The organism is Lentilactobacillus kefiri (assembly GCF_007989105.1).
In the GTDB taxonomy this organism is placed as follows: domain Bacteria; phylum Bacillota; class Bacilli; order Lactobacillales; family Lactobacillaceae; genus Lentilactobacillus; species Lentilactobacillus kefiri.
In genome coordinates this window covers 82,168-108,696 of record NZ_BJVK01000004.1, presented here as the reverse complement: position 1 = coordinate 108,696, position 26,529 = coordinate 82,168, and the positions used below count along the sequence as shown (strand labels likewise).

At 41.3% G+C, this 26,529-nt stretch carries 28 protein-coding genes and 8 tRNA genes; 35 read left to right on the top strand and 1 reads right to left on the bottom strand.

Translation table 11 applies throughout. The annotated features are described in order from the left end of the window. Nucleotides 1-234 precede the first annotated feature (234 nt). From serS to rpoC, 13 genes are all read left to right on the top strand, one after another. Nucleotides 235-1,518 (top strand): serine--tRNA ligase, encoded by a 1,284-nt coding sequence (gene serS / locus LKE01_RS02930; protein WP_056983254.1) that lies wholly within the window; start codon nt 235-237, stop codon nt 1,516-1,518. Nucleotides 1,519-1,892: 374 nt separating this feature from the next. Continuing rightward, a tRNA-Val gene (locus tag LKE01_RS02925) sits at nt 1,893-1,965 on the top strand. Between the two features lie 2 nt (nt 1,966-1,967). Further along, nucleotides 1,968-2,040 (top strand) — tRNA-Lys (locus LKE01_RS02920). A gap of 18 nt (nt 2,041-2,058) precedes the next feature. Further along, nucleotides 2,059-2,140 (top strand) — tRNA-Leu (locus tag LKE01_RS02915). Nucleotides 2,141-2,172: 32 nt separating this feature from the next. Further along, nucleotides 2,173-2,246, top strand: a tRNA-Thr gene (locus tag LKE01_RS02910). Between the two features lie 4 nt (nt 2,247-2,250). Continuing rightward, a tRNA-Gly gene (locus LKE01_RS02905) sits at nt 2,251-2,322 on the top strand. Between the two features lie 46 nt (nt 2,323-2,368). After that, nucleotides 2,369-2,442: transfer RNA gene (locus LKE01_RS02900), tRNA-Arg, on the top strand. 25 nt (nt 2,443-2,467) lie between these two features. Further along, a tRNA-Pro gene (locus tag LKE01_RS02895) sits at nt 2,468-2,541 on the top strand. A 60-nt stretch (nt 2,542-2,601) separates the two neighbouring features. Further along, nucleotides 2,602-2,675: transfer RNA gene (locus tag LKE01_RS02890), tRNA-Pro, on the top strand. A 330-nt stretch (nt 2,676-3,005) separates the two neighbouring features. Continuing rightward, on the top strand, nt 3,006-3,473 hold the full coding sequence (locus LKE01_RS02885) for a CtsR family transcriptional regulator (RefSeq protein ID WP_054769044.1): 468 nt from the start codon (nt 3,006-3,008) through the stop codon (nt 3,471-3,473). Between the two features lie 15 nt (nt 3,474-3,488). Further along, the gene (locus LKE01_RS02880; RefSeq protein ID WP_056983251.1) at nt 3,489-5,981 is read left to right on the top strand and encodes an ATP-dependent Clp protease ATP-binding subunit; all 2,493 of its coding nucleotides are present in this window, start codon (nt 3,489-3,491) and stop codon (nt 5,979-5,981) included. A 244-nt stretch (nt 5,982-6,225) separates the two neighbouring features. Beyond that, nucleotides 6,226-9,843, top strand: coding sequence for a DNA-directed RNA polymerase subunit beta (gene rpoB, locus LKE01_RS02870; protein ID WP_056983249.1), 3,618 nt, complete (start codon nt 6,226-6,228; stop codon nt 9,841-9,843). A 17-nt stretch (nt 9,844-9,860) separates the two neighbouring features. Beyond that, entirely contained in the window at nt 9,861-13,523 is a 3,663-nt protein-coding gene (gene rpoC / locus LKE01_RS02865) for a DNA-directed RNA polymerase subunit beta' (protein ID WP_054769043.1), read from the top strand. Nucleotides 13,524-13,590: 67 nt separating this feature from the next. Here the strand turns inward: rpoC and LKE01_RS02860 are convergent, their stop codons facing one another. Beyond that, nucleotides 13,591-14,283, bottom strand: a complete 693-nt coding sequence (locus tag LKE01_RS02860) for a prepilin peptidase (protein ID WP_056983246.1) — start codon at nt 14,281-14,283, stop codon at nt 13,591-13,593. Between the two features lie 240 nt (nt 14,284-14,523). Between LKE01_RS02860 and rpsL the strand changes: the two genes are divergently transcribed. The 22 genes from rpsL to rpsE all read left to right on the top strand — a co-directional run bounded on the left by rpsL (nt 14,524) and on the right by rpsE (nt 26,527). Then, a complete protein-coding gene (gene rpsL, locus LKE01_RS02855) occupies nt 14,524-14,937 on the top strand; it encodes a 30S ribosomal protein S12 (protein WP_054769042.1) in 414 nt (137 codons plus the stop codon). A 56-nt stretch (nt 14,938-14,993) separates the two neighbouring features. Then, a complete protein-coding gene (gene rpsG, locus LKE01_RS02850; RefSeq protein WP_013728507.1) occupies nt 14,994-15,464 on the top strand; it encodes a 30S ribosomal protein S7 in 471 nt (156 codons plus the stop codon). Between the two features lie 80 nt (nt 15,465-15,544). Then, nucleotides 15,545-17,647: an elongation factor G gene (fusA, locus tag LKE01_RS02845; RefSeq protein ID WP_056983243.1), complete on the top strand. Its 2,103-nt coding sequence runs from the start codon at nt 15,545-15,547 to the stop codon at nt 17,645-17,647. 377 nt (nt 17,648-18,024) lie between these two features. Beyond that, the gene (rpsJ, locus tag LKE01_RS02840; protein WP_013728505.1) at nt 18,025-18,333 is read left to right on the top strand and encodes a 30S ribosomal protein S10; all 309 of its coding nucleotides are present in this window, start codon (nt 18,025-18,027) and stop codon (nt 18,331-18,333) included. Between the two features lie 27 nt (nt 18,334-18,360). Next, nucleotides 18,361-18,996 carry a 50S ribosomal protein L3 gene (gene rplC / locus LKE01_RS02835; protein WP_056983240.1) on the top strand — a complete coding sequence of 212 codons (636 nt, stop codon included), beginning with the start codon at nt 18,361-18,363 and terminating at the stop codon, nt 18,994-18,996. Between the two features lie 17 nt (nt 18,997-19,013). Then, on the top strand, nt 19,014-19,637 hold the full coding sequence (gene rplD, locus LKE01_RS02830) for a 50S ribosomal protein L4 (protein ID WP_054769039.1): 624 nt from the start codon (nt 19,014-19,016) through the stop codon (nt 19,635-19,637). Then, nucleotides 19,637-19,924 carry a 50S ribosomal protein L23 gene (gene rplW / locus LKE01_RS02825; RefSeq protein ID WP_056983238.1) on the top strand — a complete coding sequence of 96 codons (288 nt, stop codon included), beginning with the start codon at nt 19,637-19,639 and terminating at the stop codon, nt 19,922-19,924. The genes rplD and rplW overlap by 1 nt, the downstream gene beginning before the upstream one ends. Before the next feature lie 33 nt (nt 19,925-19,957). Then, complete coding sequence (rplB, locus tag LKE01_RS02820; protein WP_054769038.1) at nt 19,958-20,797, top strand: 50S ribosomal protein L2; 840 nt, start codon at nt 19,958-19,960, stop codon at nt 20,795-20,797. Between the two features lie 50 nt (nt 20,798-20,847). Then, the gene (gene rpsS / locus LKE01_RS02815) at nt 20,848-21,123 is read left to right on the top strand and encodes a 30S ribosomal protein S19 (RefSeq protein ID WP_020281108.1); all 276 of its coding nucleotides are present in this window, start codon (nt 20,848-20,850) and stop codon (nt 21,121-21,123) included. Between the two features lie 18 nt (nt 21,124-21,141). Beyond that, nucleotides 21,142-21,498, top strand: a complete 357-nt coding sequence (rplV, locus tag LKE01_RS02810) for a 50S ribosomal protein L22 (RefSeq protein ID WP_013728499.1) — start codon at nt 21,142-21,144, stop codon at nt 21,496-21,498. A 3-nt stretch (nt 21,499-21,501) separates the two neighbouring features. After that, entirely contained in the window at nt 21,502-22,167 is a 666-nt protein-coding gene (gene rpsC, locus LKE01_RS02805; protein WP_054769037.1) for a 30S ribosomal protein S3, read from the top strand. A gap of 2 nt (nt 22,168-22,169) precedes the next feature. Then, nucleotides 22,170-22,604 (top strand): 50S ribosomal protein L16, encoded by a 435-nt coding sequence (rplP, locus tag LKE01_RS02800; protein WP_054769036.1) that lies wholly within the window; start codon nt 22,170-22,172, stop codon nt 22,602-22,604. Then, a complete protein-coding gene (rpmC, locus tag LKE01_RS02795; protein WP_008855795.1) occupies nt 22,594-22,788 on the top strand; it encodes a 50S ribosomal protein L29 in 195 nt (64 codons plus the stop codon). The genes rplP and rpmC overlap by 11 nt, the downstream gene beginning before the upstream one ends. Before the next feature lie 24 nt (nt 22,789-22,812). Further along, the gene (gene rpsQ / locus LKE01_RS02790; RefSeq protein ID WP_054769035.1) at nt 22,813-23,079 is read left to right on the top strand and encodes a 30S ribosomal protein S17; all 267 of its coding nucleotides are present in this window, start codon (nt 22,813-22,815) and stop codon (nt 23,077-23,079) included. 58 nt (nt 23,080-23,137) lie between these two features. Then, nucleotides 23,138-23,506 carry a 50S ribosomal protein L14 gene (gene rplN / locus LKE01_RS02785; protein ID WP_013728495.1) on the top strand — a complete coding sequence of 123 codons (369 nt, stop codon included), beginning with the start codon at nt 23,138-23,140 and terminating at the stop codon, nt 23,504-23,506. Nucleotides 23,507-23,536: 30 nt separating this feature from the next. Further along, nucleotides 23,537-23,845, top strand: a complete 309-nt coding sequence (rplX, locus tag LKE01_RS02780) for a 50S ribosomal protein L24 (RefSeq protein WP_008855792.1) — start codon at nt 23,537-23,539, stop codon at nt 23,843-23,845. Nucleotides 23,846-23,873: 28 nt separating this feature from the next. Beyond that, the gene (rplE, locus tag LKE01_RS02775; RefSeq protein WP_054769034.1) at nt 23,874-24,416 is read left to right on the top strand and encodes a 50S ribosomal protein L5; all 543 of its coding nucleotides are present in this window, start codon (nt 23,874-23,876) and stop codon (nt 24,414-24,416) included. A 15-nt stretch (nt 24,417-24,431) separates the two neighbouring features. Further along, complete coding sequence (locus tag LKE01_RS02770; protein ID WP_003635667.1) at nt 24,432-24,617, top strand: type Z 30S ribosomal protein S14; 186 nt, start codon at nt 24,432-24,434, stop codon at nt 24,615-24,617. Nucleotides 24,618-24,643: 26 nt separating this feature from the next. Further along, the gene (gene rpsH / locus LKE01_RS02765) at nt 24,644-25,042 is read left to right on the top strand and encodes a 30S ribosomal protein S8 (protein ID WP_056983236.1); all 399 of its coding nucleotides are present in this window, start codon (nt 24,644-24,646) and stop codon (nt 25,040-25,042) included. Between the two features lie 27 nt (nt 25,043-25,069). Next, nucleotides 25,070-25,609 (top strand): 50S ribosomal protein L6, encoded by a 540-nt coding sequence (gene rplF / locus LKE01_RS02760; protein WP_054769032.1) that lies wholly within the window; start codon nt 25,070-25,072, stop codon nt 25,607-25,609. A gap of 28 nt (nt 25,610-25,637) precedes the next feature. After that, complete coding sequence (gene rplR / locus LKE01_RS02755) at nt 25,638-26,003, top strand: 50S ribosomal protein L18 (protein ID WP_054769031.1); 366 nt, start codon at nt 25,638-25,640, stop codon at nt 26,001-26,003. Between the two features lie 20 nt (nt 26,004-26,023). Further along, a complete protein-coding gene (gene rpsE, locus LKE01_RS02750) occupies nt 26,024-26,527 on the top strand; it encodes a 30S ribosomal protein S5 (RefSeq protein ID WP_054769030.1) in 504 nt (167 codons plus the stop codon). Nucleotides 26,528-26,529 lie beyond the last annotated feature (2 nt).

Below are 26,529 nucleotides of genomic sequence, written 5' to 3'. Positions count from 1 at the left end.
CAGATAAAACGTTTTGTGCCTATTAAGTAGATTTCAGAGAGACAGTGGTCGGTGTGAACTGTCATCGAAAATTCCAGCACAAGTAAACGGGCAGGCAATGCTGCACGGCGTATGCCGTTACCATACTTTGAGAGCTCGACAAAATATTGTCGGGAACTTGGGTGGTACCGCGAAAAGGATCCTTCGTCCCATAGACGAGGGGTCCTTTTTGTATACAATTTGGGAGGAATTGAAATGTTAGATATTAAGAAGATCAGAAAAAATCCCGATTTTACCAAGGAAAAATTAGCTACCCGTGGTATTAAACCGGAAACCATCGACGAGTTAATCGGCTATGATGCCAAACGTCGTGATCTGATTGTTGAATCAGAATCTTTAAAAGCTAAACGAAATGACGTTTCAGATCAAATTTCACAAAAGAAACGGAATAAAGAAGACGCATCTGATGCCATTAATCAGATGAAAGAAGTCGGCCAAAAGATTAAAGGCTTGGACGAACAACTTCGCCAAGTTGAAGAAGACGAACATAATTTGGCTGCTCATCTGCCAAATATTCCTCATGATGGCGTCCCGGTTTCACTGACCGAAGAAGGTTCAGTGGAATTACGAAAAGTTGGCAAGATTCCTTCATTCGACTTTAAGCCAAAGCATCACTGGGACATTGGTGAAAGCCTCGGTATTCTTGATTTCGAACGGGCAGCCAAGGTTTCTGGCAGCCGATTCGTCTATTACATTGGCGATGGTGCATTATTGGAACGGGCCGTTTATAATTTCTATCTCGATCAAAACACTGCTGCCGGTTATACCGAAGTGATTCCACCATTTATGGTGAACGGTGAATCAATGTACGGAACCGGCCAATTTCCAAAGTTCCTGGAAAACAAGGCTGGTTATGAAGTCAACGGAACGGATATGACCATGATTCCAACTGCCGAAGTTCCATTGGTTAACTATTACCGTGGCGAGGTTATTCCAACCGAGAAGCTGCCGGTTTCTGTTACTGCCTTGACACCTGCCTTCCGTTCCGAAGCCGGAAGTGCCGGTCGTGATACCAAAGGGTTAATTCGTTTGCACCAATTCAACAAGGTTGAAATGGTTAAGTTTACTAAGCCTGAAGATTCATGGGATGCTTTGGAACAAATTACCCATCAAGCAGAATTGAATCTGCAAAAATTGGGTCTGGCATACCACGTTATTACATTGACTACCAGCGACATGAGCTTTACCGCCGCTATGACCCATGATTTGGAAGTCTGGTTCCCAGCTCAAGACAAGTACCGTGAAATCTCAAGCTGTTCCAACTGTACCGACTTCCAGGCTCGTCGGGCACATATCCAGTACCGTGACGAAGATGGCAAGCTTCATTATGTTCATACTTTAAACGGATCCGGATTAGCCGTTGGCCGGACTGTGGCTGCAATCCTTGAAAACTATCAAAATGAAGATGGCACGGTTACAATTCCTGAAGTATTACGTCCATATATGCACGGAATGACAAAAATTGGCAAACAAAAATAATTTCAGCAACAACCTGCGTAACTATATAGTGTAACCCGGATAATAGTTGTCCGAGTTACGGCTGATTGGGGGACAGCTTCCCCGACTGCCCAATTAGTCATGCTTGGTTCCGTGATCTTCTTTGAAGGGTGGAAGGCGTTTATCGTCTTCCACTCTTTTTTGTTTTCTAAAGAAATTTTGAAATAATCGTAAATTGGACTAGTAATGTTTTGCTGGATACGATATAATATTTTTTGTCGGAAAAAGACGTTACCGATCAACTATTAACCAATCAGTTTTTTTCAAATTCATCTTGACTTGCACTGACTGGTATTGTAAAATTTAATAGTTGTGTTGATGATGTTGCTACCAACATATTCATGTATTTGTTTCATGGAGGATTAGCTCAGCTGGGAGAGCATCTGCCTTACAAGCAGGAGGTCACAGGTTCGATCCCTGTATCCTCCATTGAGCCGTTAGCTCAGTTGGTAGAGCATCTGACTTTTAATCAGAGGGTCGGCGGTTCGAGACCGCCACGGCTCATTGCCAGTTTTAAACAATGCGGGCGTGGCGGAACTGGCAGACGCGCTAGATTTAGGTTCTAGTGTCTTATGACGTGGGGGTTCGAATCCCTTCGCCCGCATAGGTACTAGTACCTAACAATTTATATTTTTTGCCGACTTAGCTCAGTTGGTTAGAGCGCTTCACTAGTAATGAAGAGGTCGGGCGTTCGAATCGTCTAGTCGGCATTTTGCGGAAGTAGTTCAGTGGTAGAACATCACCTTGCCATGGTGGGGGTCGCGGGTTCGAATCCCGTCTTCCGCTTCAATCAAGTAGCATGATTGAGGTTACTTAATTTAATACTTATTATGCACCCATAGCGCAATTGGATAGAGTGTCTGACTACGAATCAGAAGGTTGTAGGTTCGACTCCTACTGGGTGCATTTTTTATTACAATCATTTCTTTTTCGGGAAGTAGCTCAGTTTGGTAGAGCACCTGGTTTGGGACCAGGGGGTCGCAGGTTCGAATCCTGTCTTCCCGACTTTTTACAACGTGGATTATATGATATATTGATATTGTTAAGTAAACAGTACTTAATCATCGGGAAGTAGCTCAGCTTGGTAGAGCACTACGTTCGGGACGTAGGGGTCGCAAGTTCAAATCTTGTTTTCCCGATTTTTTGTGGGAAATTTGCTGAAAGCGCTAAGTTTACATACATTAATGAAGTCAGGACCTGTTTTCAGGCCCTGACTTTTTTATTTACCTAATTTTGGTGGATAAACCAGTGGCAACGTGCTATCACGCTGCCTATATCTGTTAATGATGAACTAAATGCTACTATATAAAACATTCCTTTCAATGTTTCATAAATTGTATTCGCCGTCGGAGCCCTGCCTTGAGCTGTGGATTCCCCATGTTCTTCCGCACTCTCAAACACTTTCCTTGCACTTTCCCTCAACATTCGTATAATAATAGTCAATATTAGTCAAAGAATTGGGTGATGACATGGCGGACGAAAATATTTCTGATTTAATTGAACGTTATTTGAAGGAAATTCTTGCACAGAACGAGCAAGTCAAAATTCGCCGTTCTGAAATTGCTGGTTTGTTTGACGTTGTACCGTCTCAGATTAACTATGTGATCAACACGCGCTTTACAATTCAAAATGGATATATTGTGGAAAGTAAACGTGGGGGTGGCGGTTACATTAGAATAGAAAAGGTTCATTTATTAGATGACATTGACGTTTTAAATTCACTGATTGATGCAATTGGTAACAAATTATCGAAACGAGATAGTGAAACAATCGTCCAAACGTTATATAATAATGAATTAATTAATCGTCGCGAGGTGAGTATCATATTAGCCGCGATTGACAAAGATGCAATTGACTTAAACAGCAGCGATCTGACCGACATTCTGCGTGCCAACATTATGGTGTCGATTTTGAACCGTCTGCGATACGAACGATAGGAAGCGAGGGTATCTATGAATAATTTATTTACTCCAAGTGCTAAGAACGTTTTGACCATTGCTCAGGAACAAGCCAAGAAATTCAAGCACCAGGCTATTGGAACTGAACACCTTTTATTGGGCTTACTGATCGAAACCAATGGAATTGCCTACAAGGCCCTTCAACAGTTTTCAGTAACTGCTGAAGATGTCACTGAAGAAGTAGAGCGTTTCGCCGGCTATGGCAACCTAAAGGACCTTAGCAGTAACGATTATCTGCCATACTCTCCAAAGGCAAAAGAAGTTTTGGCTCAAGCGGGAGAATTTGCTAAGAAAAACGGCGTTCCCAAGGTAGGAACTGAGCATATTTTGCTTTCACTATTGACTGACGAAACCATTTTGTCATCCAGAATCCTGATTAATTTAGGACTTGATTTATCACAAATCAGAAAAGTTACTTTACGAAAAATGGGCATTAGCGGCGGCTCAATGGCTTCAAATCTGGCCAACAAGCAGCGTGGCCGACAACAGAAGAAAGCCGATTCCAAAACACCGACAATTGACTCGTTGGCCCGTGACTTAACTGAGATGGCCAGAGAAGACCGACTTGATCCAACCGTTGGCCGTGACCTTGAAGTTAAGCGGGTTGTCCAAATCCTGGCTCGTCGAACCAAGAACAATCCTGTATTAATTGGTGAACCTGGTGTTGGTAAAACTGCCATCGCTGAAGGCTTGGCAGAACGAATTGTCAGCGGTGATGTGCCCGGTGACATGGCTAAGAAGCGTTTGATGATGCTCGATATGGGCTCATTGGTTGCCGGTACCAAATACCGTGGTGAATTTGAAGATCGTTTAAAGAAAGTTATTGATGAAATTTATCAAGACGGCAACATCATTCTATTCATTGATGAATTACACACATTGATTGGTGCCGGTGGTGCTGAAGGGGCAATTGATGCTTCGAACATCTTAAAGCCTGCATTGGCCCGTGGTGAACTTCAATTGATTGGTGCCACGACATTGGATGAGTACCAAAAGTACATCGAATCCGATGCTGCTTTGGAACGTCGATTTGCAAAAGTCATGGTTGACGAACCAACTGCTGATGAAACTGTTGAGATTTTGAAGGGCTTACGTCCTAAATATGAACAACACCACCATGTTGAAATTACTGATGAAGCAATTGAAACAGCCGTGAACTTATCAAGCCGTTACATTAGTGATCGATTCTTACCTGATAAAGCAATTGATCTGATGGATGAGGCGGCTGCCAAAGTCCGCATTGATCATTTGGAAAAATCCGATGCAGTTGACGATCACAAGAAATTGTCAGACCTGTTGTCCGAATTAAATGAAGCATTGGTTGCCCAAGATTATGAAAAGGCTGCTAAGATTCGTAAGCAGACCAACAAGCTACAAGATGAATTGGCACATGACGACAATGCCGATGAGGATTCCAAAGATACTCATTATCCGGTTAAGGAAACGCCACAAGACGTTGCTGAAATTGTCGGCGAATGGACTGGTATTCCAGTTACCCGATTGAGCAGTACCGAAGCTGACCGTTTGGTTAATTTGGAAAAGATTTTGCATAAACGGGTTATTGGTCAAGAAGAGGCTATTTCAGCCGTATCACGTTCAATTCGACGTGCCCGAAGCGGTTTGAAAGATCTTAACCGTCCAATTGGTTCATTCATGTTCCTTGGGCCTACCGGTGTTGGTAAGACTGGGTTGGCCAAAGCAGTTGCCGAAGCAGTCTTTGGTTCTGAAGACGACATGATTCGTGTTGATATGAGTGAATTCATGGAGAAGTACTCAACCAGCCGTTTGATTGGTTCAGCTCCTGGATACGTTGGCTACGATGAAGGTGGACAATTAACCGAAAAGGTTCGTCAAAAGCCTTATTCAGTTGTTCTCTTTGATGAAGTTGAAAAGGCGCACCCAGATGTCTTCAACCTGCTTCTTCAGGTTCTTGACGATGGGTACCTGACTGATGCCAAGGGTCGAAAGATTGACTTCAGAAACACGGTTATTATCATGACTTCCAACCTTGGTGCAACCACTCTTAGAGATAAGAAGACAGTTGGATTTGGTCAAGAAGATGCCAAAGAAGACTACAGTGCAATGAAAGACACCATTCAAGCTGCCCTTAAGCAGCGATTCCGTCCAGAATTCTTGAACCGAATTGATGAAGTTGTTGTCTTCCACTCACTCACCAAAGCAGAACTTGATAAAATTGTTTACCTGATGGCTAAACCAGTTATCAAGCGAATCCATGATCAAGGAATTGACATCAAGATTACCAAGACTGCAATTGGAATTATTTCCAAGCGTGGCTTTGATCCTGAATATGGTGCCCGTCCTATCCGAAGAGCTATTCAAACCGAACTTGAGGATAATTTGAGTGCCAAGCTCTTGGCAAAAGAAATTGTTCCTGGTGATTCAGTCACCGTTGGCGGCCGAAACAACCAGATTACAATTTCTGTTAAGAAGCCGGATCATAAAACGTTAGTTAAAGATAAAAAATAAATGCGATTCGAAAGTGAATCAGCTTAAAAGGTTGACTTTGCTTCTATAAATTGTTATTCTTTTAACTGTATTTGTTGTGAATCGAAATGGTCGACGCGATCTATTGTCCGGGTTGGCCTGCATAAAAAACCAAAAGCAAGCGAGACTTGTTTTTGGATTTTTTTTGCCCAAAACTCGGTCAGATGCTTCAAAAAGAGCATTTGTAATCAAACTGTAACATTTCGATTCCGGAATTTTTGGAGAGGTGAAAAACTTGGCAGGACATTTAGTTAAATATGGAAAACACCGTACCCGACGAAGTTATGCACGAATCAAAGAAGTGCTTGATTTACCTAACCTGATTGAAATCCAGACTAATTCTTACAACTGGTTTTTACATGAAGGACTTAAGGAAACCTTCGATGGCATCATGCCAATCGATGACTTTCAGGGCAAGCTTTCTTTAGAGTTTGTCGATTATCAATTATTAACACCAAAATACACTGTGGATGAAGCGCGTGCGCATGAAGCAAATTATTCAGCTCCACTTCACATTACCTTAAAATTAACCAATCACGAGACTGGTGAAATTAAGACACAGGATGTATTCTTTGGCGATTTTCCATTAATGACTGATCAAGGAACATTTATTATTAATGGTGCTGAACGAGTTATTGTTTCACAATTGGTTCGTTCACCCGGCGTTTATTATCACGCAGACAAAGATAAGAATGGTCGCGATTCATTCGGTACCACTGTTATTCCTAACAGAGGTGCATGGCTTGAATTTGAAACCGACGCAAAAAACATTGCCTATGTTCGAATTGACCGAACACGAAAAATTCCTTTAACCGAACTTATTAGAGCTCTTGGATTTGGCAGCGATTCTGAAATTGTTGACATCTTGGGTGACAGTGACAGTTTGGGCCTCACATTGGAAAAGGATGTTCATAAAGATACTGACGATTCACGTGTTGAAGAGTCGTTGAAGGATATTTACGAACGACTACGTCCAGGTGAGCCTAAGACCGCTGATTCATCACGAAGCCTGTTAACTGCTCGCTTCTTCGATCCAAAGCGTTACGACATGGCTCCCGTTGGCCGTTACAAGACCAACAAGAAGCTTAGTTTGAAGAACCGTTTGTTAGGTTTGACATTGGCTGAAACCCTTGCCGATCCTGATACCGGTGAAGTTATTGCTCAAAAGGGCACCGTTGTGACAAAAGATGTCATGAAGGATTTGGCTCCATATCTTGATAACAAAGAGTTCAAGGCTTATACCTTCAACCCATCAGATGAAGCCGTTGTAACTGAGCCAATGACTGTTCAAATCATTAAAGTTCAATCAGTTAAGGATCCTGATCGTGTGGTTCCTTTAATCGGTAACGATAACATCCCATTGAGTTTTAAGCACATTACACCAGCTGATATTATTTCATCAATGAACTACTTCTTTAACCTTCAAGAAGGTATCGGTTCAATCGATGATATTGATCATTTGGGTAACCGTCGTATTCGTTCAGTTGGTGAATTACTGCAAAACCAATTCAGAATTGGTTTATCACGAATGGAACGTGTTGTTCGTGAAAGAATGTCTATCCAGGACACTTCAACAGTGACACCTCAACAATTAATCAACATTCGACCAGTTGTGGCTTCAATCAAAGAATTCTTTGGTTCATCACAACTTTCACAATTCATGGATCAGACTAACCCACTTGGTGAGTTAACTCATAAGCGTCGTTTGTCTGCCCTTGGACCTGGTGGTTTGACTCGTGACCGTGCCGGATATGAAGTCCGGGATGTTCACTATACCCACTATGGCCGTATGTGTCCTATTGAAACCCCTGAAGGTCCTAACATTGGATTAATTAACAGTTTGTCCAGTTACGCCCGGGTTAACAAGTATGGATTCATTGAAACTCCATACCGTCGTGTTGATTGGACAACCCATAAGGTTACTGACCGAATTGATTACTTGACTGCCGACGAAGAAGATAACTTTGTTATTGCTCAGGCGAACTCACCATTGAATGATGGTGGTTCATTTGAAAACAAGATTGTTATGGCTCGTCACAAGTCAAATAACATTGAAATCAGCATTGATAAAGTTGATTACATGGATGTTTCACCTAAGCAGGTAGTTGCTGTCGCAACTGCATGTATTCCTTTCTTGGAAAACGATGATTCAAACCGTGCCTTGATGGGTGCCAACATGCAGCGTCAGGCCGTTCCTTTGATCGATCCTCATGCACCACTTGTTGGTACTGGTATCGAATATAAGGCCGCCCATGATTCCGGTGTTGCACTTATTTGTAAGAAACCAGGAACTGTTGAATACGTTGATGCTCGTGAAATTCGAGTACGTCGTGACGACAAGTCCCTTGATAAATATAAATTAATGAAGTTCCGCCGTTCAAACGGTGGTAAGAACTACAACCAACGTCCAATCGTCAAAGTTGGCGATCACGTTGATGCAGATGAAATCTTAGCCGATGGTCCATCAATGGAAGGCGGAGAGTTGGCACTTGGCCAAAATCCTGTCGTTGCATTTATGACTTGGCAAGGATATAACTTCGAAGATGCCATCGCCATTAGCGAACGTTTGGTTAAGGACGATGTCTACACATCAATCCATATTGAGGAATACGAGTCAGAAACTCGGGACACTAAGCTTGGACCTGAAGAAATGACTCGTGAAATCCCTAATGTTGGTGAAGATGCTTTGAAGAACCTTGATGAAGACGGTACTGTTCGGATTGGTGCCGAAGTTCATGATGGTGATATCTTAGTTGGTAAGGTTACTCCTAAAGGGGTTACTGAGCTTTCAGCCGAGGAACGTTTGCTTCATGCAATCTTTGGTGAGAAGTCACGAGAAGTTCGTGATACATCATTGAGAGTTCCTCATGGTGGTGGCGGAATCATCCAAGATGTTAAGATCTTCACTCGTGAAAACGGTGATGAGCTTTCTCCTGGTGTTAACAAGATGGTTCGTGTCTACATCGCTCAAAAGCGTAAGATTCAAGTTGGTGACAAGATGTCAGGTCGTCATGGTAACAAAGGTACTGTTTCCGTTGTTATCCCTGAAGAAGATATGCCATTCCTGCCTGATGGAACTCCAGTTGACATTATGCTGAGTCCCATGGGTGTGCCATCACGTATGAACATTGGACAAGTTTTGGAACTCCATTTAGGTATGGCTGCCCGCAAACTTGGTATTCATGTTGCAACACCTGTTTTTGATGGTGCTCGTGACTCTGATATCTGGGATGCTGTTAAGGAAGCCGGAATGCCTTCAGATGGTAAGTACATCTTGTATGATGGCCGTACCGGTGAACCATTCGACAAGAAGATTGCCGTTGGTGTCATGCATTACCTTAAGTTGGCCCACATGGTTGATGATAAGATTCATGCACGTTCAATTGGACCTTACTCATTAGTTACTCAACAACCACTTGGTGGTAAAGCACAATTTGGTGGTCAGCGTTTTGGTGAAATGGAAGTTTGGGCACTTGAAGCATATGGTGCCGCTTATACCCTTCAAGAAATTCTGACATACAAATCAGATGATGTTGTTGGTCGTGTAAAGACTTACGAAGCTATTGTTAAAGGTGAACCAATTCCAAAGCCAGGTGTTCCTGAATCATTCCGTGTTCTTGTTAAGGAATTACAAGCACTTGGTCTTGATATGAAGGTTCTTGATGCAAGTCACAAAGAGATCGAACTTCGTGATCTTGATGACGATGACGACGTCGTTAACGTGGATGCATTGAGCAAGTTGGCCGACAAGAAGAAAGAACAAGCCGACCAAGCAGCTAAGCAAACAGCTGATCAAGCTGAAACACCAACTAAATCAACCAACGCTAACAATAGTAATGACTAGAATGGGAGGTCAAACTAGTGGTCGATGTTAATAAATTCGAAAGTATGCAGATTGGACTAGCCTCTCCTGATAAGATTCGTAGTTGGTCATATGGTGAAGTTAAAAAGCCTGAAACCATTAACTACAGAACTTTAAAACCAGAAAAAGATGGTTTGTTTGATGAGCGGATTTTCGGTCCTACCAAGGATTGGGAATGTGCCTGTGGTAAGTACAAGCGAATCCGATACAAGGGTATCGTTTGTGACCGTTGTGGTGTTGAAGTTACTCGTTCAAAGGTTCGTCGTGAACGAATGGGTCATATTGAATTAGCAGCTCCAGTCACTCACATCTGGTACTTCAAAGGAATTCCAAGTCGAATGGGTCTTGTTTTGGACATGAGCCCACGTGCCCTTGAAGAAATCATTTACTTCGCTTCATACGTTGTTACCGAACCCGGTAACACTCCTATGGAAAAGAAGCAGTTGCTTTCAGAACGTGAATATCGTGAAAAGAAACAGGAATATGGTCCTCGTTTCTCTGCCCAAATCGGTGCTGAAGCAATTAAGACTTTACTTAATGATGTTGATATCAATAAAGAAGTTGTCGAGTTAAAAGACGAATTAAAGAACGCTACTGGTCAAAAGCGGACCCGTGCCGTTCGTCGTCTGGATATTTTGGAAGCCTTTGTTCAATCCGGAAATGAACTTTCCTGGATGGTAATGGATGCAATTCCAGTTATCCCACCTGACTTACGACCAATGGTTCAACTTGAAGGTGGCCGATTTGCCACTTCTGATTTGAACGATTTGTATCGTCGAGTTATTAACCGTAACAACCGTTTAAAGAGATTGCTTGATTTGAACGCCCCTGGCATTATCGTTCAAAACGAAAAGCGGATGCTTCAAGAAGCCGTTGATGCTTTGATTGATAATGGTCGTCGTGGCCGTCCAGTTGCCGGTCCTGGTAACCGTCCATTGAAGTCACTTTCTCACATGTTGAAAGGTAAGCAAGGACGTTTCCGTCAGAACTTACTTGGTAAACGTGTTGATTATTCAGGTCGTTCCGTTATTGATGTTGGCCCTCATTTGAAGATGAACCAAATGGGACTTCCAGTTCCAATGGCGATGGAATTATTCAAGCCATTCATTATGAAGGAATTGGTTGGTCGTAATTTGGCTTCCAACATTAAGAATGCTAAACGTAAGATCGAACGCCAAGATGACGATGTCTTCAGTGTATTGGAAGATGTTATTAAGGAGCACCCGGTTCTGTTGAACCGTGCACCTACACTTCATAGACTTGGAATTCAAGCCTTTGAACCTGTTCTTGTTAGTGGTAAGTCAATGCGTCTTCATCCATTGGTTTGTGAAGCTTACAATGCCGATTTCGATGGAGACCAGATGGCCATTCACGTTCCATTATCTGATGAAGCCCAAGCTGAATCACGATTGCTGATGTTGGCTGCTGGCCATATCCTTGCTCCTAAGGATGGAAAGCCAGTTGTTACACCATCTCAAGATATGGTTATCGGTAACTATTACCTGACCATGGAAGAAGCCGGCCGTGAAGGCGAAGGAATGATCTTTAACTCACCTGATGAAGTTGAGTTGGCTTACAAAGATGGAATCGTTCATTGGCACTCACGTGTAGGAATCAAAGCTTCAGCATATCCTAAGAAGACATTTACTAAGGAGCAATTAGGTAAAATCCTGGTTACTTCCGTTGGTAAGATTATCTTCAATACGATTTTGCCAGAAGACTTCCCATACATTAATGAACCTACTGAAACAAACATTAATAACTTCGTTGAAGATAAATACTTCCTTGAACCAGGCGAAGACATTCATGAACATCTCAAGAATGCACCGCTTGTTCCACCATTCAAGAAGGGTTACTTGAGTGACATTATCGCTGAAGTTTACAAGCGTTATAAAGTTACTGAAACCTCATTCTTCCTTGATAGAATGAAGGACCTTGGTTACAATACTTCTACCAAATCTGGTTTAACTGTTGGTATTTCTGATATTACTCAGTTGCCTGATAAGCAAGAAATTATTGACGCCGCTCATAAGAAAGTGGACATGGTTACTAAGCAGTTCCGTCGTGGATTGATTACTGATCATGAACGTTATGAAAGAGTTATCGGTATCTGGAACGATGCCAAGGATGTCATTCAGAAACGTTTGATGGATTCTCAAGATCCTCAAAACCCAATCTTTATGATGAGTGATTCTGGTGCCCGTGGTAACATTTCTAACTTTACCCAGCTTGCCGGAATGCGTGGATTGATGGCTGCTCCTAACGGTGAAATTATGGAATTGCCTATTACATCGAACTTCCGTGAGGGATTAACTGTTTTGGAAATGTTTATTTCTACTCATGGTGCTCGTAAAGGTATGACTGATACCGCCCTTAAGACTGCCAACTCTGGTTACTTGACCCGTCGACTTGTTGATGTTGCCCAAGATGTCATTGTTCGTGAAAAGGATTGTGGTACCGATCGTGGCTTAACCATCAGTGCAATTACTGAAGGTAATGAAATGATCGAACCATTGTACGATCGAATTCTTGGCCGTTATGCACACAAGACTGTTAAGAATCCTAAGACCGGAGAAGTTATTGTTCCGGCAAATACAATGATTACCGAAGATCAAGCTCAACAAATCGATGATGCTGGTATTAAAGAAGTTACTATCAGATCTGCATTTACCTGCAACACTGTTCATGGTGTTTGTGAGAAGTGTTATGGTCGTAACTTGGCTACCGGTGATGAAGTTGAAGTTGGTGAAGCTGTTGGTACTGTTGCCGCTCAATCAATCGGTGAACCTGGTACTCAGTTAACCATGCGGAACTTCCATACCGGTGGTGTTGCTGGTAACGCTGATATTACCCAAGGACTTCCTCGTGTTCAAGAAATCTTTGAAGCTCGGAACCCTAAAGGTAAAGCTGAAATCAGTGAAGTTACTGGTACAGTTGAATCTATCGAAGAAAACCCTGCAGAACGAACCAAGGAAATTACCGTTAAGGGTGAGTCTGATACTCGAACTTACACGGTTCCAATTACTGCTCAGATGAGAGTTGCCGAAGGTGATTACATTCACCGTGGTTCAGCATTGAACGAAGGTTCTGTTGATCCTAAGGAATTGTTGAAGGTTCGTGATGTTCTTTCAACTGAAAACTACTTGCTTCATCAAGTTCAGAAGGTTTACCGTATGCAAGGTGTTGAAGTTTCTGATAAGCATGTGGAAATCATGATTCGTCAGATGCTTCGTAAGGTTCGTATCATGGATCCCGGTGACACTGATGTATTACCTGGTACTTTGATGGATATCAACGACTTTAAGAATAGTAACGCAGACACTGTTGTTAAAGGTGGAATTCCTGCAACTGCACGTCCTGTATTACTTGGTATTACTAAGGCTGCCCTTGAAACCAACAGTTTCTTGTCAGCCGCATCATTCCAGGAAACCACTCGTGTTCTTACCGATGCTGCAATTCGTGGTAAGAATGATCCACTTGTTGGTTTGAAGGAAAATGTTATCATTGGTAAGTTAATTCCTGCTGGTACTGGAATGCCAAATTACCGTGGAATTAAGCCTGAAGAAATTGGTAGTTCATCTACTGATGGTGTTTACTCAATTAGCCAGCTTGAAGAAAAAATGAAAGCTGAAGATGCTAACAAGAGCAAGACCACTAAGTAATCACAACTGAATTTATTAAACAAAAAGGATTTCAACCAGAGATTGGTTGGAATCCTTTTTTGTTTGTCTAAGAAATTAACGGCAGCAGGATATTTTGCAGTTGACTTGTCACAAAGTATCCAATGGTGATAAATGGGACGAAGGGGATCTTAGAATCTTTAGGCCATGGTGCAACAATCAGATAGAGCAGTGCGACAACACAAGCGATGAATGTTTGCCAGAGCAAGAAGGGCACCCCAGTTGATAACCAGATGCAAAAGTAGATATCGATGTCGCCACTTCCAATCCATTGAGCATGGTGGTTGATCATCTGAGTCACTCCGTAGAGAGCGACAGCCATGACAATTTGTTGAACGGGGTGGTCCGTGACAACCACTGATGACAATAGCCAGCCAATAATTCCTCCCATTGGAATTTGTTGATTGACAAGATCAAAAGAACTGAGTGCGATTAAAATGACAAATTGGATTATGAACAGCCAGTCAATGACCCAAAGGTTGAGACAGGAAATGGCAGTACCGGTGAATAATTCCACAGCAAAAAAATTAATTGGAAGCTTTTGGCTGCAGTAACGACACTTTCCTTTTAAAATAATGTAACTGAAGACTGGAACCAAGTCGATGTTTGCAAGTTGGTTCTGGCAGCTGTCGCAATGTGAACGGGGACGGACAATCGATTCGCCTCTAACCACTCTGACAGCAACTAAATTAAAAAACGATGCAATGCTTGCGCCAAATAAAAATTGTATAATGATCATCATGAATTACCTCTATATGTTATGTACGTCATTTTGTTTTGATTTATTCAAGATCATTCATTGACACAAACGGTCAGTCATGATAAATTAGACAAGGTGCTTTTTGTGACAGATTCCTGAATATTCAGACATGCTGACTGTATATGACAAAAAGTGTTGGGCGGTACACATTTCTTTTTACATAAAAAAGAACCGCCTGGATGTGTGGACTTACATTGAAAATTTGAAAGGAGAACTTTTTAGATGCCTACAATTAACCAATTGGTCCGTAAAGGACGTCATTCTAGAACTTCAAAATCAAAGTCACCAGCTTTAAACTATGCTTACAATAGTTTCAAGAAGCAGCAAGTTACTGTTCCAGCCCCTCAAAAACGAGGTGTTGCAACTCGTGTTGGTACTATGACACCAAAGAAGCCTAACTCAGCTTTACGTAAATATGCCCGTGTACGTTTGTCTAACTTAATCGAAGTTACTGCTTACATTCCAGGTATTGGTCATAACTTGCAAGAGCATAGTGTTGTTTTGATCCGTGGAGGCCGTGTTAAGGATTTACCTGGTGTTCGTTATCACGTTATTCGTGGTGCTCTTGATACTGCCGGTGTTCAAGACCGTCGTCAAGGACGTTCAAAATACGGTACAAAGAAGCCTAAAGAATAATCTTACTAATGCAATCTAAATATTTAGTTTTATAGAATCATGAGGAGGATAACGAAATGCCTAGAAAAGGAAATGTTCAAAAACGGGAAGTACTTCCTGATCCAATTTATAACTCAAAATTGGTAACCCGTTTAATCAACCGTTTGATGTTAGACGGTAAACGTGGAACTGCATCACAAATCTTGTATGGTGCATTTGATTTAATTAAGAAAGAAACAAACAATGAACCAGTTGACGTGTTTGAAGAAGCTATGAAGAACGTTATGCCAGTTCTTGAAGTTAAAGCTCGTCGTGTTGGTGGATCAAACTACCAAGTTCCAATCGAAGTTCGACCAGATCGTCGTACAACATTGGGCTTGCGTTGGATCGTTAACTACGCACGTTCACGTGGTGAACATACTATGACTGAACGTCTTGCACGTGAAATCATGGATGCTGCCAACAATACTGGTGCATCTGTTAAGAAACGTGAAGATACACATAGAATGGCTGAAGCCAACCGTGCATTTGCACATTATCGTTGGTAATATCAGAATTATTCTAAACAGCTCAAACTAATAAGTGGCTGATTTAGCCACTTTTTGTACGAATCGGAAGGAGTTACACAATGGCTAACAAACGAGAGTTTCCGCTAGAAAAAACTCGTAATATCGGAATTATGGCCCATATCGATGCTGGTAAGACTACAACTACTGAACGTATCTTGTACTATACCGGTAAGATTCATAAAATTGGTGAAACCCATGATGGTGCTTCACAAATGGATTGGATGCCACAAGAGCAGGAACGTGGTATTACTATCACATCAGCTGCCACTACAGCTCAATGGAAAGACCACCGTATCAACATTATTGATACCCCAGGACACGTGGACTTTACTGTTGAAGTTGAACGTTCACTTCGTGTTTTGGATGGTGCTATTGCTGTCTTGGATGCCCAAGCTGGTGTTGAGCCTCAAACCGAAACTGTTTGGCGTCAAGCTTCTGACTATGACGTTCCACGGATCGTTTTTGTTAACAAAATGGATAAAGTTGGTGCCAACTTTGATTTCTCAGTTGGCTCAATCCAAGACCGTTTGAACGCTAAGCCACTTCCTATCCAGATGCCAATCGGTGCTGAAGATAATTTCGAAGGGGTCATTGACCTTGTTGAAATGAAAGCCGACATCTATGATGAAGATAAACTTGGTTCAAACTGGGATACAGTTGATGTTCCTGACGACTATAAAGACGAAGCTAAAAAGCGTCGTGATCAATTAGTTGAAACTTTGGCTGATGTTGATGATGACATTATGAACAAGTACCTTGAGGGTGAAGAAATTCCTATTCCTGAAATCAAGGCTGCTATTCGTAAAGCTACTTTGAACTTGGAACTGTTCCCAGTGTTAGCTGGATCAGCATTCAAGAACAAGGGTGTTCAGATGTTAATGGATGCTGTTATTGATTACTTACCATCACCACTTGATGTTAAGCCATACAACGCCACTGACCCTGAATCTGGCGACAAGATTGAATTAAAGGCAAATGATGACGCCAGCTTTGCTGCCTTAGCATTTAAGGTTGCCACTGACCCATTCGTTGGTCGTTTAACTTATATCCGTGTCTACTCAGGTACTCTTGAATCAGGTTCATACATTTTGAATGCTACTAAAGACAAACGTGAACGTGTTGGACGTTTGCTCCAAATGCATTCAAATCACCGTCAAGAAATTCCAGAAGTATTCTCAGGTGATATTGCTGCCGCCATTGGTTTAAAGAACACCACTACTGGTGATTCATTGACCGATGTTGACCATCCACTTCATTTGGAATCAATGGAATTCCCTGACCCAGTTATCCAGGTTGCCGTTGAACCTAAGACAAAGGCTGACCAAGATAAGATGAACGTTGCTCTTCAAAAGCTTTCTGAAGAAGACCCAACATTCAAAGCTACTACAAACCCTGAAACTGGTGAAACTCTTATTGCCGGAATGGGTGAGTTGCATTTGGATATCATTATTGACCGTATGAAACGTGAATTCCACGTTGAAGCTACTGTTGGTGCCCCACAAGTTTCATATCGTGAAGCATTTACTAAGCCAACTAAGGCTCAAGGTAAATTTATCCGTCAGTCTGGTGGTAAAGGTCAATATGGTGATGTTTGGATTGAATTTACTCCAAACGAAGAAGGAAAAGGTTTCGAATTCGAAGATGCTATTGTTGGTGGTGTTGTTCCTCGTGAATTCATCCCAGCCGTAGAACAAGGTTTGAAAGAATCATTAGCTAATGGTGTTCTTGCAGGATATCCATTAATTGATTTGAAAGCCAAGTTATACGATGGTAGTTATCATGAAGTCGATTCTAGTGAAGCCGCATTTAAAGTTGCTGCATCACTTGCCCTTCGTAACGCTGCAAAGACTGCTGACCCAGTTATCTTGGAACCAATCATGAAGGTTGATATTAACGTCCCCGAAGAATACATGGGTGATGTTATGGGCCAAGTTACTGCAAGACGTGGACGTGTTGATGGAATGGAAAGCCGAAGCGGTGCTGAAGTTATTCATTCATTCGTTCCACTTGCTGAAATGTTTGGTTATGCAACTACGCTTCGTTCTGCATCACAAGGTCGTGGTACTTTCACTATGACATTTGATCATTACGAGCCAGTTCCAAAGAGCATTCAAGCTGAAATTATTAAGAAAAATGGTGGGAACCAACCTGCTGAAGACTAATTTCAAATTAAGAGATCGGAATTTATTTTCCGGTCTCTTTTTTTATTGTTTAAAATGCTGTATTGTTTGCGTTTCTCAGGGTATAATAAATTAGTTGAAGTTATGTACGTTCATTTGGATATCAAAAAATGTTTAAACAAGCTTTTTTAAGTAACAGGAATATTACAATTCGAAATAATTGCTGTTAGCACTTGTTTTATGCGGCTTTTTTTAGTACACTATTTGAGTACTTGTTTTTAGGGATAAGTTTGCCCTAAAGCAATGTGTATTAGCTTTGATGTGAAAGGTTGCGACACACCCGGATGCTTTGCCATGGGTTTGGCGGTAATTTTCACGGAGTTAGTCCTATTTTCAAAATAGACGAAGGAGGGAACACAATGGCAAAACAAAAAATTCGTATTCGGTTGAAGGCATACGAGCATCGTATCCTTGACCAATCCGCAGACAAGATTGTTGCAACTGCGCAAAGAACTGGAGCTACTATTTCAGGTCCAATTCCATTGCCAACTGATCGTACAATCTATACTGTTTTAGCTTCACCACACAAGTTTAAGGATTCTCGTGAGCAATTCGAAATTTTGACTCACAAGCGATTAATCGATATTTTAAATCCAACGCCAAAGACAGTCGATTCATTAATGAAACTCGACTTGCCTAGCGGTGTTGACATTGAAATTAAACTATAATAAATACAATATATCGGAGGTGTACTCATGACCAGAAAAGGAATCTTAGGAAAGAAAGTTGGAATGACACAAGTATTCACTGACAACGGCGAATTAGTACCAGTTACTGTCGTTGAAGTGACACCTAATGTCATTATGCAAATTAAGACCGTTGAAAACGACGGTTACGATTCAGTTCAATTAGGCTATGCAGACAAGCGTACTGTGCTTACTAATAAGCCAGAACAAGGCCATGCAAAGAAAGCAAATACTACTCCTAAGCGCTTCATTAAAGAAATCAAAGATGTTGAGCTGGGAGATTATAAAGTATCTGACGAAGTTAAGGCAGATATCTTCAAACCAGGAGACATCGTTGATGTAACTGGAACCACCAAAGGTCATGGATACCAAGGTAATGTCCATAAAGACGGCCAATCACGTGGACCAGAAACTCATGGTTCTCGTTATCACCGTCGTCCAGGTTCACTTGGTGTCATCATTAACCGAGTTGTTCCCGGCATGAAATTACCTGGTCGAATGGGTAACAAGACTGTTACTATTCAAAACTTAGAGATCGTAAATGCCGATACTGACAATAACGTTCTTTTGATCAAAGGTAATGTACCTGGTGCAAATAAGTCATATATCACAATTAGAAGTGCCGTTCACGGCTCAAAAAAGTAGAAGGGAGGCAACCATAGATGACTGACGTAGCATTATATAAACAAGACGGAAGTAAGAATGGTACTGTTGCATTAAACGATGGTATCTTCGCAATCGAACCCAACAATAACGTTGTGTTTGATGCAATTGTTATGCAACGTGCTTCTTTACGTCAAGGAACACATTCTGTTAAAAACCGTTCAGCAGTTCGAGGCGGTGGAAAGAAGCCTTGGCGTCAAAAGGGTACCGGTAGAGCTCGACAAGGTTCAATCCGATCACCACAATGGCGTGGCGGTGGAATTGTCTTCGGACCTACTCCACGTTCATACTCATACCGTTTGCCTAAGAAAGTTTCACGTTTGGCATTGAAGTCAGTGCTATCAGAAAAGGTTTCAGACGACAAATTAGTTGTTGTTGATACTTTGAAGTTTGATGCACCTAAGACTAAAGAATTTGCTGAATTATTAGACAAATTGAATGTTTCAACTAAGACATTAGTAGTTTTGAAAGACGACAACGAAAAGGCAGTTTTGTCTGCTCGCAACTTGGAAAACGTTAAAGTTGTTTCTGCTCAAGGAATTAACACTTTAGACGTTGCCGATCACGATAAAGTTGTCATTACAAAAGCTGCTCTTTCTCAAGTAGAGGAGGTGCTCGCATAATGGAATCACGCGATATTATTTTACGCCCAGTTATTACTGAGGAAACCACTAGTAAGATGGACGACAAGACATACACATTCGATGTTGATTTACGAGCAACTAAGACCCAGGTTAAAAAGGCCGTTGAAGACATTTTTGACGTTAAGGTTGTCCGAGTAAACATTATGAATGTACGAGGCAAGTTAAAGCGCCAAGGACGTTACGCTGGTTATACCAAGAAGCGTCGTAAGGCAATTGTTACATTGACTCCAGATTCAAAAGAAATCGAATTATTCAACGAAGAATAACGAAAAAAATCTCTAACATAGGAGGGAAACGTTTTGGCCATTAAAACATATAAGCCAACCAGTAATGGTAGACGTAATATGACAAGCTTAGACTACAGTGCAATTACTAAACGTAAGCCTGAAAAGTCTTTACTTGAATCAAAAAGCAAAACAGCCGGCCGTAATAACTATGGTCATATGACTGTTCGTCACCGTGGTGGCGGTAACAAGAATCAATATCGTATTATTGATTTCAAACGAATCAAAGATGACGTTATGGCAACTGTTAAAGCAATCGAATACGATCCTAACCGGACTGCAAACATTGCTTTGATCGTTTATACCGACGGAATCAAATCATACATCATTGCACCTAAAGGATTAAAAGTAGGTGACAAGGTTGAATCTGGTGTTAATGCAGATATTAAGCCAGGTAACACATTGCCATTATCAAACATCCCTGTTGGTACAATCATTCACAACATTGAACTTAAGCCAGGAAAAGGCGGCCAATTAGTACGTTCTGCTGGAGCATCAGCACAGTTGCTTGGTCGTGATGGTAAGTATTCACTTATCAGACTTGCATCCGGTGAAGTTCGTTTAATTCTTAGCACAAACCGTGCAACAATCGGTTCTGTAAGTAATGAAGAACATGAACTTATCAATGTTGGTAAAGCTGGTCGTACACGTTACAAGGGTCAACGTCCTCATGTACGTGGATCTGTAATGAACCCTAACGATCACCCTCATGGTGGTGGTGAAGGTAAAGCACCAGTTGGTCTTCCATCACCATTATCACCATGGGGTAAGAAGACAGTTGGTAAGAAGACTCGTTCTAAGAAATCACGTTCGAACAAGTTTATTGTTCGTCGTCGTAAAGGTTCAAAGATGTAATAGAACGCATTTATTAAAACTTTTAATATTTGTGCAGAGGAGGTTGCAAAATGAGTCGTAGTTTGAAAAAAGGACCATTCGCCGATGAGTACTTACTCAAGAAGGTAGATGCCCAAAAAGGCCAAGACAAGAAAGCTGTTATTAAGACTTGGTCACGCCGATCAACGATTTTTCCTAGCTTCATTGGATATACATTTGCTGTTTATGATGGACGTAAGCACGTCCCAGTTTATGTTCAAGAAGATATGGTTGGTCATAAGCTCGGTGAATTCGTTCCCACTCGTACATTCCATGGTCATGGAACCGACGATAAGAAGACTGTTTAAAAACAAGGAGGATAACAAATGGCTGAACAAGTTACATCAGCAAAAGCAACTGCCAAAACTGTTCGCATTGCCGCACGTAAGGTCCGTCTTGTAGTTGATCTTATCAAAGGTAAGAGTGTTGCTGAAGCAGCCGCAATCTTGGATTTCACACCCCGCGGTGCTTCTCCGGTAGTTTCAAAAGTTCTTAAATCTGCAGTTGCTAATGCAGAAAATAATTTCGATTTAGATAGTGAAAATTTGTTTGTAAGCGAAGCATTTGTTAACGAAGGCCCAACTCTTAAGAGATTCCGTCCTCGTGCCAAAGGCTCTGCTTCACCAATCAACAAGCGTACAAGTCACATTACAATTGTTGTATCAGAAAAAGAGGAGGGATAACGCGTGGGTAATAAGATAAATCCTAATGGTTTACGAGTTGGTATCATCCGTGACTGGGAAGCTAAGTGGTATGCAGGTAAAGATTACGCAGCCTACTTAAAAGAAGATTTACAAATTCGTAAATATATAGAGAAGCGTCTTGCTAATGCGTCTGTTTCTACTGTTGAAATTGAACGTGCTGCAAACCGCGTTAATGTTTCTATCCATACTGCCAAACCAGGAATGGTTATTGGAAAAGGTGGATCTGAGGTTGAAAATCTTCGTAAAGAACTTAATGACCTCACAGGCAAGAGAGTTCACATCAATATTATTGAGATCAAGAAGCCAGATTTGGATGCCAAATTGGTCGGCGAAAACATCGCTCGTCAATTGGAAGGCCGTGTAGCATTCCGTCGTGCAATGCGTCAAGCAATGCAACGAACTATGCGTTCAGGTGCCAAAGGTGTTAAGACTCAGGTTGCTGGTCGTCTTAACGGTGCTGATATGGCTCGTGTTGAATCATACTCAGATGGAACTGTTCCTTTGCATACTTTAAGAGCAGATATTGACTACTCATGGGTTGAAGCTTTTACTACCTACGGATCAATTGGTGTAAAGACTTGGATCTATCGTGGTGAAGTTCTTCCTGAAAAGCCAAAGGACAGCAAAGCTGCTAAAGGAGGGAAATAAACATGTTAGTACCTAAACGTGTAAAGCATCGTCGTGAACATCGTGGCAAGCTCCGTGGAACTGCCAAAGGTGGAAAGACGGTTACTTTCGGTGATTACGGTTTACAAGCACTTGATTCACATTGGATCACAAACCGTCAAATCGAAGCATGCCGTGTGGCGATGACTCGTCATATGAAGCGTGGAGGAAGAGTTTGGATTAAGATTTTCCCTCATAAATCATATACTGAAAAAGGTGTCGGAGTTCGAATGGGTAATGGTAAAGGTACACCAGCTGGCTGGGTTTCACCAGTTAAGCGTGGCAAAGTATTGTTTGAAATTGGTGGAGTTGACAAAGCAACTGCTACCGAAGCATTACGCCTTGCATCAAACAAACTTCCTGTTCGTACTAAGATCATAGAACGTGAGGAAGTAGGTGGCGAATCAAATGAAGGCTAAAGATATCAGTAAGTTAACCACTGCTCAAATGATTGATAAAGAAAAAGATTACAAAGATGAATTGTTCAATCTTCGTTTCCAATTAGCCACTGGCCAGTTGGAGAACACTGCACGCTTGAAGCAAGTTCGTAAGAACATCGCGCGCATCAAGACTGCACTTCGTCAACAAGAACTTAACAAATAGAATACGATAAGGGAGGTATAATTAATGGCTGAAGAACGTAACCAGCGTAAGGTTTATCAAGGACGCGTTGTTTCTGATAAGAGTAACAAGACAATTACTGTTGAAGTTTCAACTTACAAGAAACATCCAACATATGGTAAGCGTGTTAGATACTCAAAGAAATTCACGGCTCATGATGAAAATAACGAAGCTAAAACCGGTGATCTTGTTCAAATTATGGAAACTCGTCCATTGTCAAAGACAAAGCGTTTCCGTTTAATCAAGATTGTTGAAAAAGCAGTTATTATTTAACTTTACTTAATTATCATTATTATCGTATTCGATCCAATGATGAAGGGAGGATATACCTGTGATTCAACAAGAAAGTCGATTAAAAGTTGCCGACAACTCAGGTGCACGAGAATTGTTAACTATTAAGGTTTTAGGTGGCTCAACCAGAAGGTATGCCGGAATCGGTGATACTATTGTTGCTACGGTTAAACAAGCAACACCAGGTGGCGTTGTCAAAAAGGGTGACGTTGTTAAGGCTGTTGTAGTACGTACTAAAGCTGTAACTCGTCGTAATGATGGTTCATACATCCGTTTTGATGAAAATGCTGCAGTTCTTATCCGTGATGACAAGAGTCCACAAGGCACTCGTATCTTTGGCCCAGTTGCTCGAGAATTACGTGACAGCAACTTCATGAAGATTGTTTCATTAGCCCCAGAAGTACTGTAATCACAACCAGGATATAAGGAGGTGCCGTAGATGTTCATTAAGACTGGTGACAAAGTCCGTGTTATTAGTGGTAAGGACAAAGGTAAGGAAGGGACAGTTACTAAGACTATCGCTTCAAAGGATCGTGTGATTGTTGAAGGTATTAACAAAGTTAAGAAGCATACAAAAGCTTCTTCAACTAATCCACAAGGTGGAATTGTTGATGCAGAAGCACCAATTCACGTTTCAAACGTTATGTTAATTGACCCATCAACCAACGAACCAACTCGTATTGGTATTAAAGTTGAAGATGGTAAAAAAGTTCGATACTCAAAGAAGTCGCAAAAAGCGATCGATTAATCACTAAAGAAAGGAGGATACCTTTTAAATGACAAGTCGTTTACAAGAAAAATTCAATAGCGAAATTACTCCATATATGATGGACAAATTTAGCTACAAATCAATTATGCAAGCTCCTAAGATCGATAAAATCGTTCTTAACATGGGTGTTGGTGATGCTGTTACCAATGCCAAGAACCTCGATGAAGCTGTTGCTGAATTAGCCTTGATTTCAGGTCAAAAGCCATTGGTTACTAAAGCCAAGAAGTCAATCGCCGGATTCAGATTGCGTGAGGGTAACCCAATCGGTGCCAAGGTTACATTACGTGGTGAAAGAATGTATGATTTCTTAGATAAGTTAATCAACGTTTCATTACCACGTGTTCGTGATTTCCATGGTGTAAGTACTAGAGCCTTTGATGGTCGTGGTAACTACACATTGGGTGTCCGTGAACAATTGATTTTCCCTGAAATTAATTATGATAATGTTAACCGTGTTCGAGGTTTGGATATCGTAATTGTTACTACTGCAAATACCGATGAAGAGTCACATGAATTATTAGCTCAATTCGGTATGCCATTTGCAAGATAAAGAGGAGGTTTCACATTGGCTAAAAAATCATTAATTGTAAAAAGTGAACGCCCTGCTAAGTTCTCAACACAGAATTACACTCGTTGCGAACGTTGCGGACGACCTCGTTCTGTATACAAGAAATTCCATTTATGCCGTTTATGCATCCGTGAACTTGCCCACAAGGGTCAAATTCCTGGCATGAAGAAAGCTAGTTGGTAATATATTAAAAAGGAGGTTGTGCGCTGATGTCTATGACTGATCCAATTGCAGACTTTTTAACTCGCATTCGTAATGCAAACATGGTTCACCATGAAACAGTTGAAGTTCCTGCATCAAAAATCAAACGCGACATTGCTGAAATTCTCAAACGTGAGGGTTTTGTTCGTGATGTTGAATATATCGAAGATGACAAGCAAGGCGTTATCCGTGTCTTCTTAAAGTACGGCAAGGATAAGCAACGTGTCATCACTGGTCTTAAGAGAATCTCTAAGCCAGGTTTACGTTCATATGTTAAAGCAGATGCAGTTCCTAAGGTTTTAAACGGTCTTGGAATTGCAATCATTTCCACATCAAACGGTGTGATTACAGATAAGCAAGCACGCGCCCAAAAAATTGGCGGCGAAGTGTTAGCTTACGTATGGTAAAAATTCATTAAATTGGAGGTGTGATCGATGAGTCGAATTGGTTATAAAACCATCGAATTACCAAAAGGTGTCGAGGTAAAAGCAGACGGCAACACAGTAACTGTTAAGGGTGCTAAAGGATCTTTGACCCGTGAAATTTCATCACAAATTAAGATGACTATCAAGGGTAACGAAGTTAACTTTGAGCCTATTGGCGATTACAACGATAAAGTACGTGCATTGCATGGTACTACTCGTGCCAATGTTAACAACATGGTCGACGGCGTAACTAACGGTTTCAAGAAAACATTGAAATTGGTTGGTGTTGGATACCGTGCACAACTTAAGGGTAAGAACCTGACTTTAAACGTTGGTTATTCAAACCCAGTTGAAATGACTGTTCCAGAAAACCTTACTGTTGAAGTTCCTGATAACACTACTATTCATATTAGCGGTATCAGTAAACAAGCAGTTGGTGATTTTGCTGCAACAGTTCGTTCAGTACGTTCACCTGAACCATACAAAGGTAAAGGTATTCGTTATGAAAATGAACACATTATTCGCAAGGAAGGTAAGACTGGTAAGTAATAGACTTCCAGCCTAATAAAATTTTGAGGTGACTATTTTGATTTCTAAACCAGATAAGAATAAGAATCGGAAACGACGTCATAATCGTGTCCGTAATAAAATTTCTGGTACTGCCGAGCGCCCACGCTTGAATGTATATCGTTCTAATAAAAACATCTATGCTCAAATTATTGATGACGTAGAGGGTGTAACGCTTGTTAGTGCCTCAACACTTGATTCTGCAATCAGTAGTGGTAACAAGACTGAACAAGCAGCTAGTGTTGGTAAATTAGTAGCTCAACGTGCTAGTGAAAAGAACATTAAGAATGTTGTTTTTGATCGTGGTGGATACTTGTATCATGGTCGTGTTCAAGCTCTTGCAGATGCTGCTCGTGAAAATGGACTAGAATTCTAATAAAGGAGGAATAACCGCACATGAAGAAATTTATTGATCCAGATAAGTTAGAGCTTGAAGACAACGTTGTATCAATCAACCGGATCACTAAAGTTGTAAAAGGTGGACGTCGTCTTCGTTTTGCTGCTTTAGTAGTTGTTGGAGACAAGCACGGACATGTTGGTTTCGGAACTGGTAAAGCTCAAGAAGTTCCAGAAGCTATCCGTAAAGCAGTTGAAGCAGCTCGTAAAAACTTAGTTGAGGTTCCGATTGTTGGTACAACGATTCCTCACGAAGTTATTGGAACATTTGGTGGCGGCCGAATTTTATTGAAGCCTGCTGAAGAAGGTTCTGGAGTAGCAGCCGGTGGTGCCGTTCGTTCCGTTATGGAATTAGCTGGTATCGACGATGTTACTAGTAAGAGACTGGGTTCCAATACTCCTATCAACGTAATCCGAGCAACATTCAAGGGCTTGGTTGAGTTGAAGAGTGCTGAAGAAGTTTCAGCTTTACGTGGGGTTTCAACCCAACATTTGGCTGAATAAGG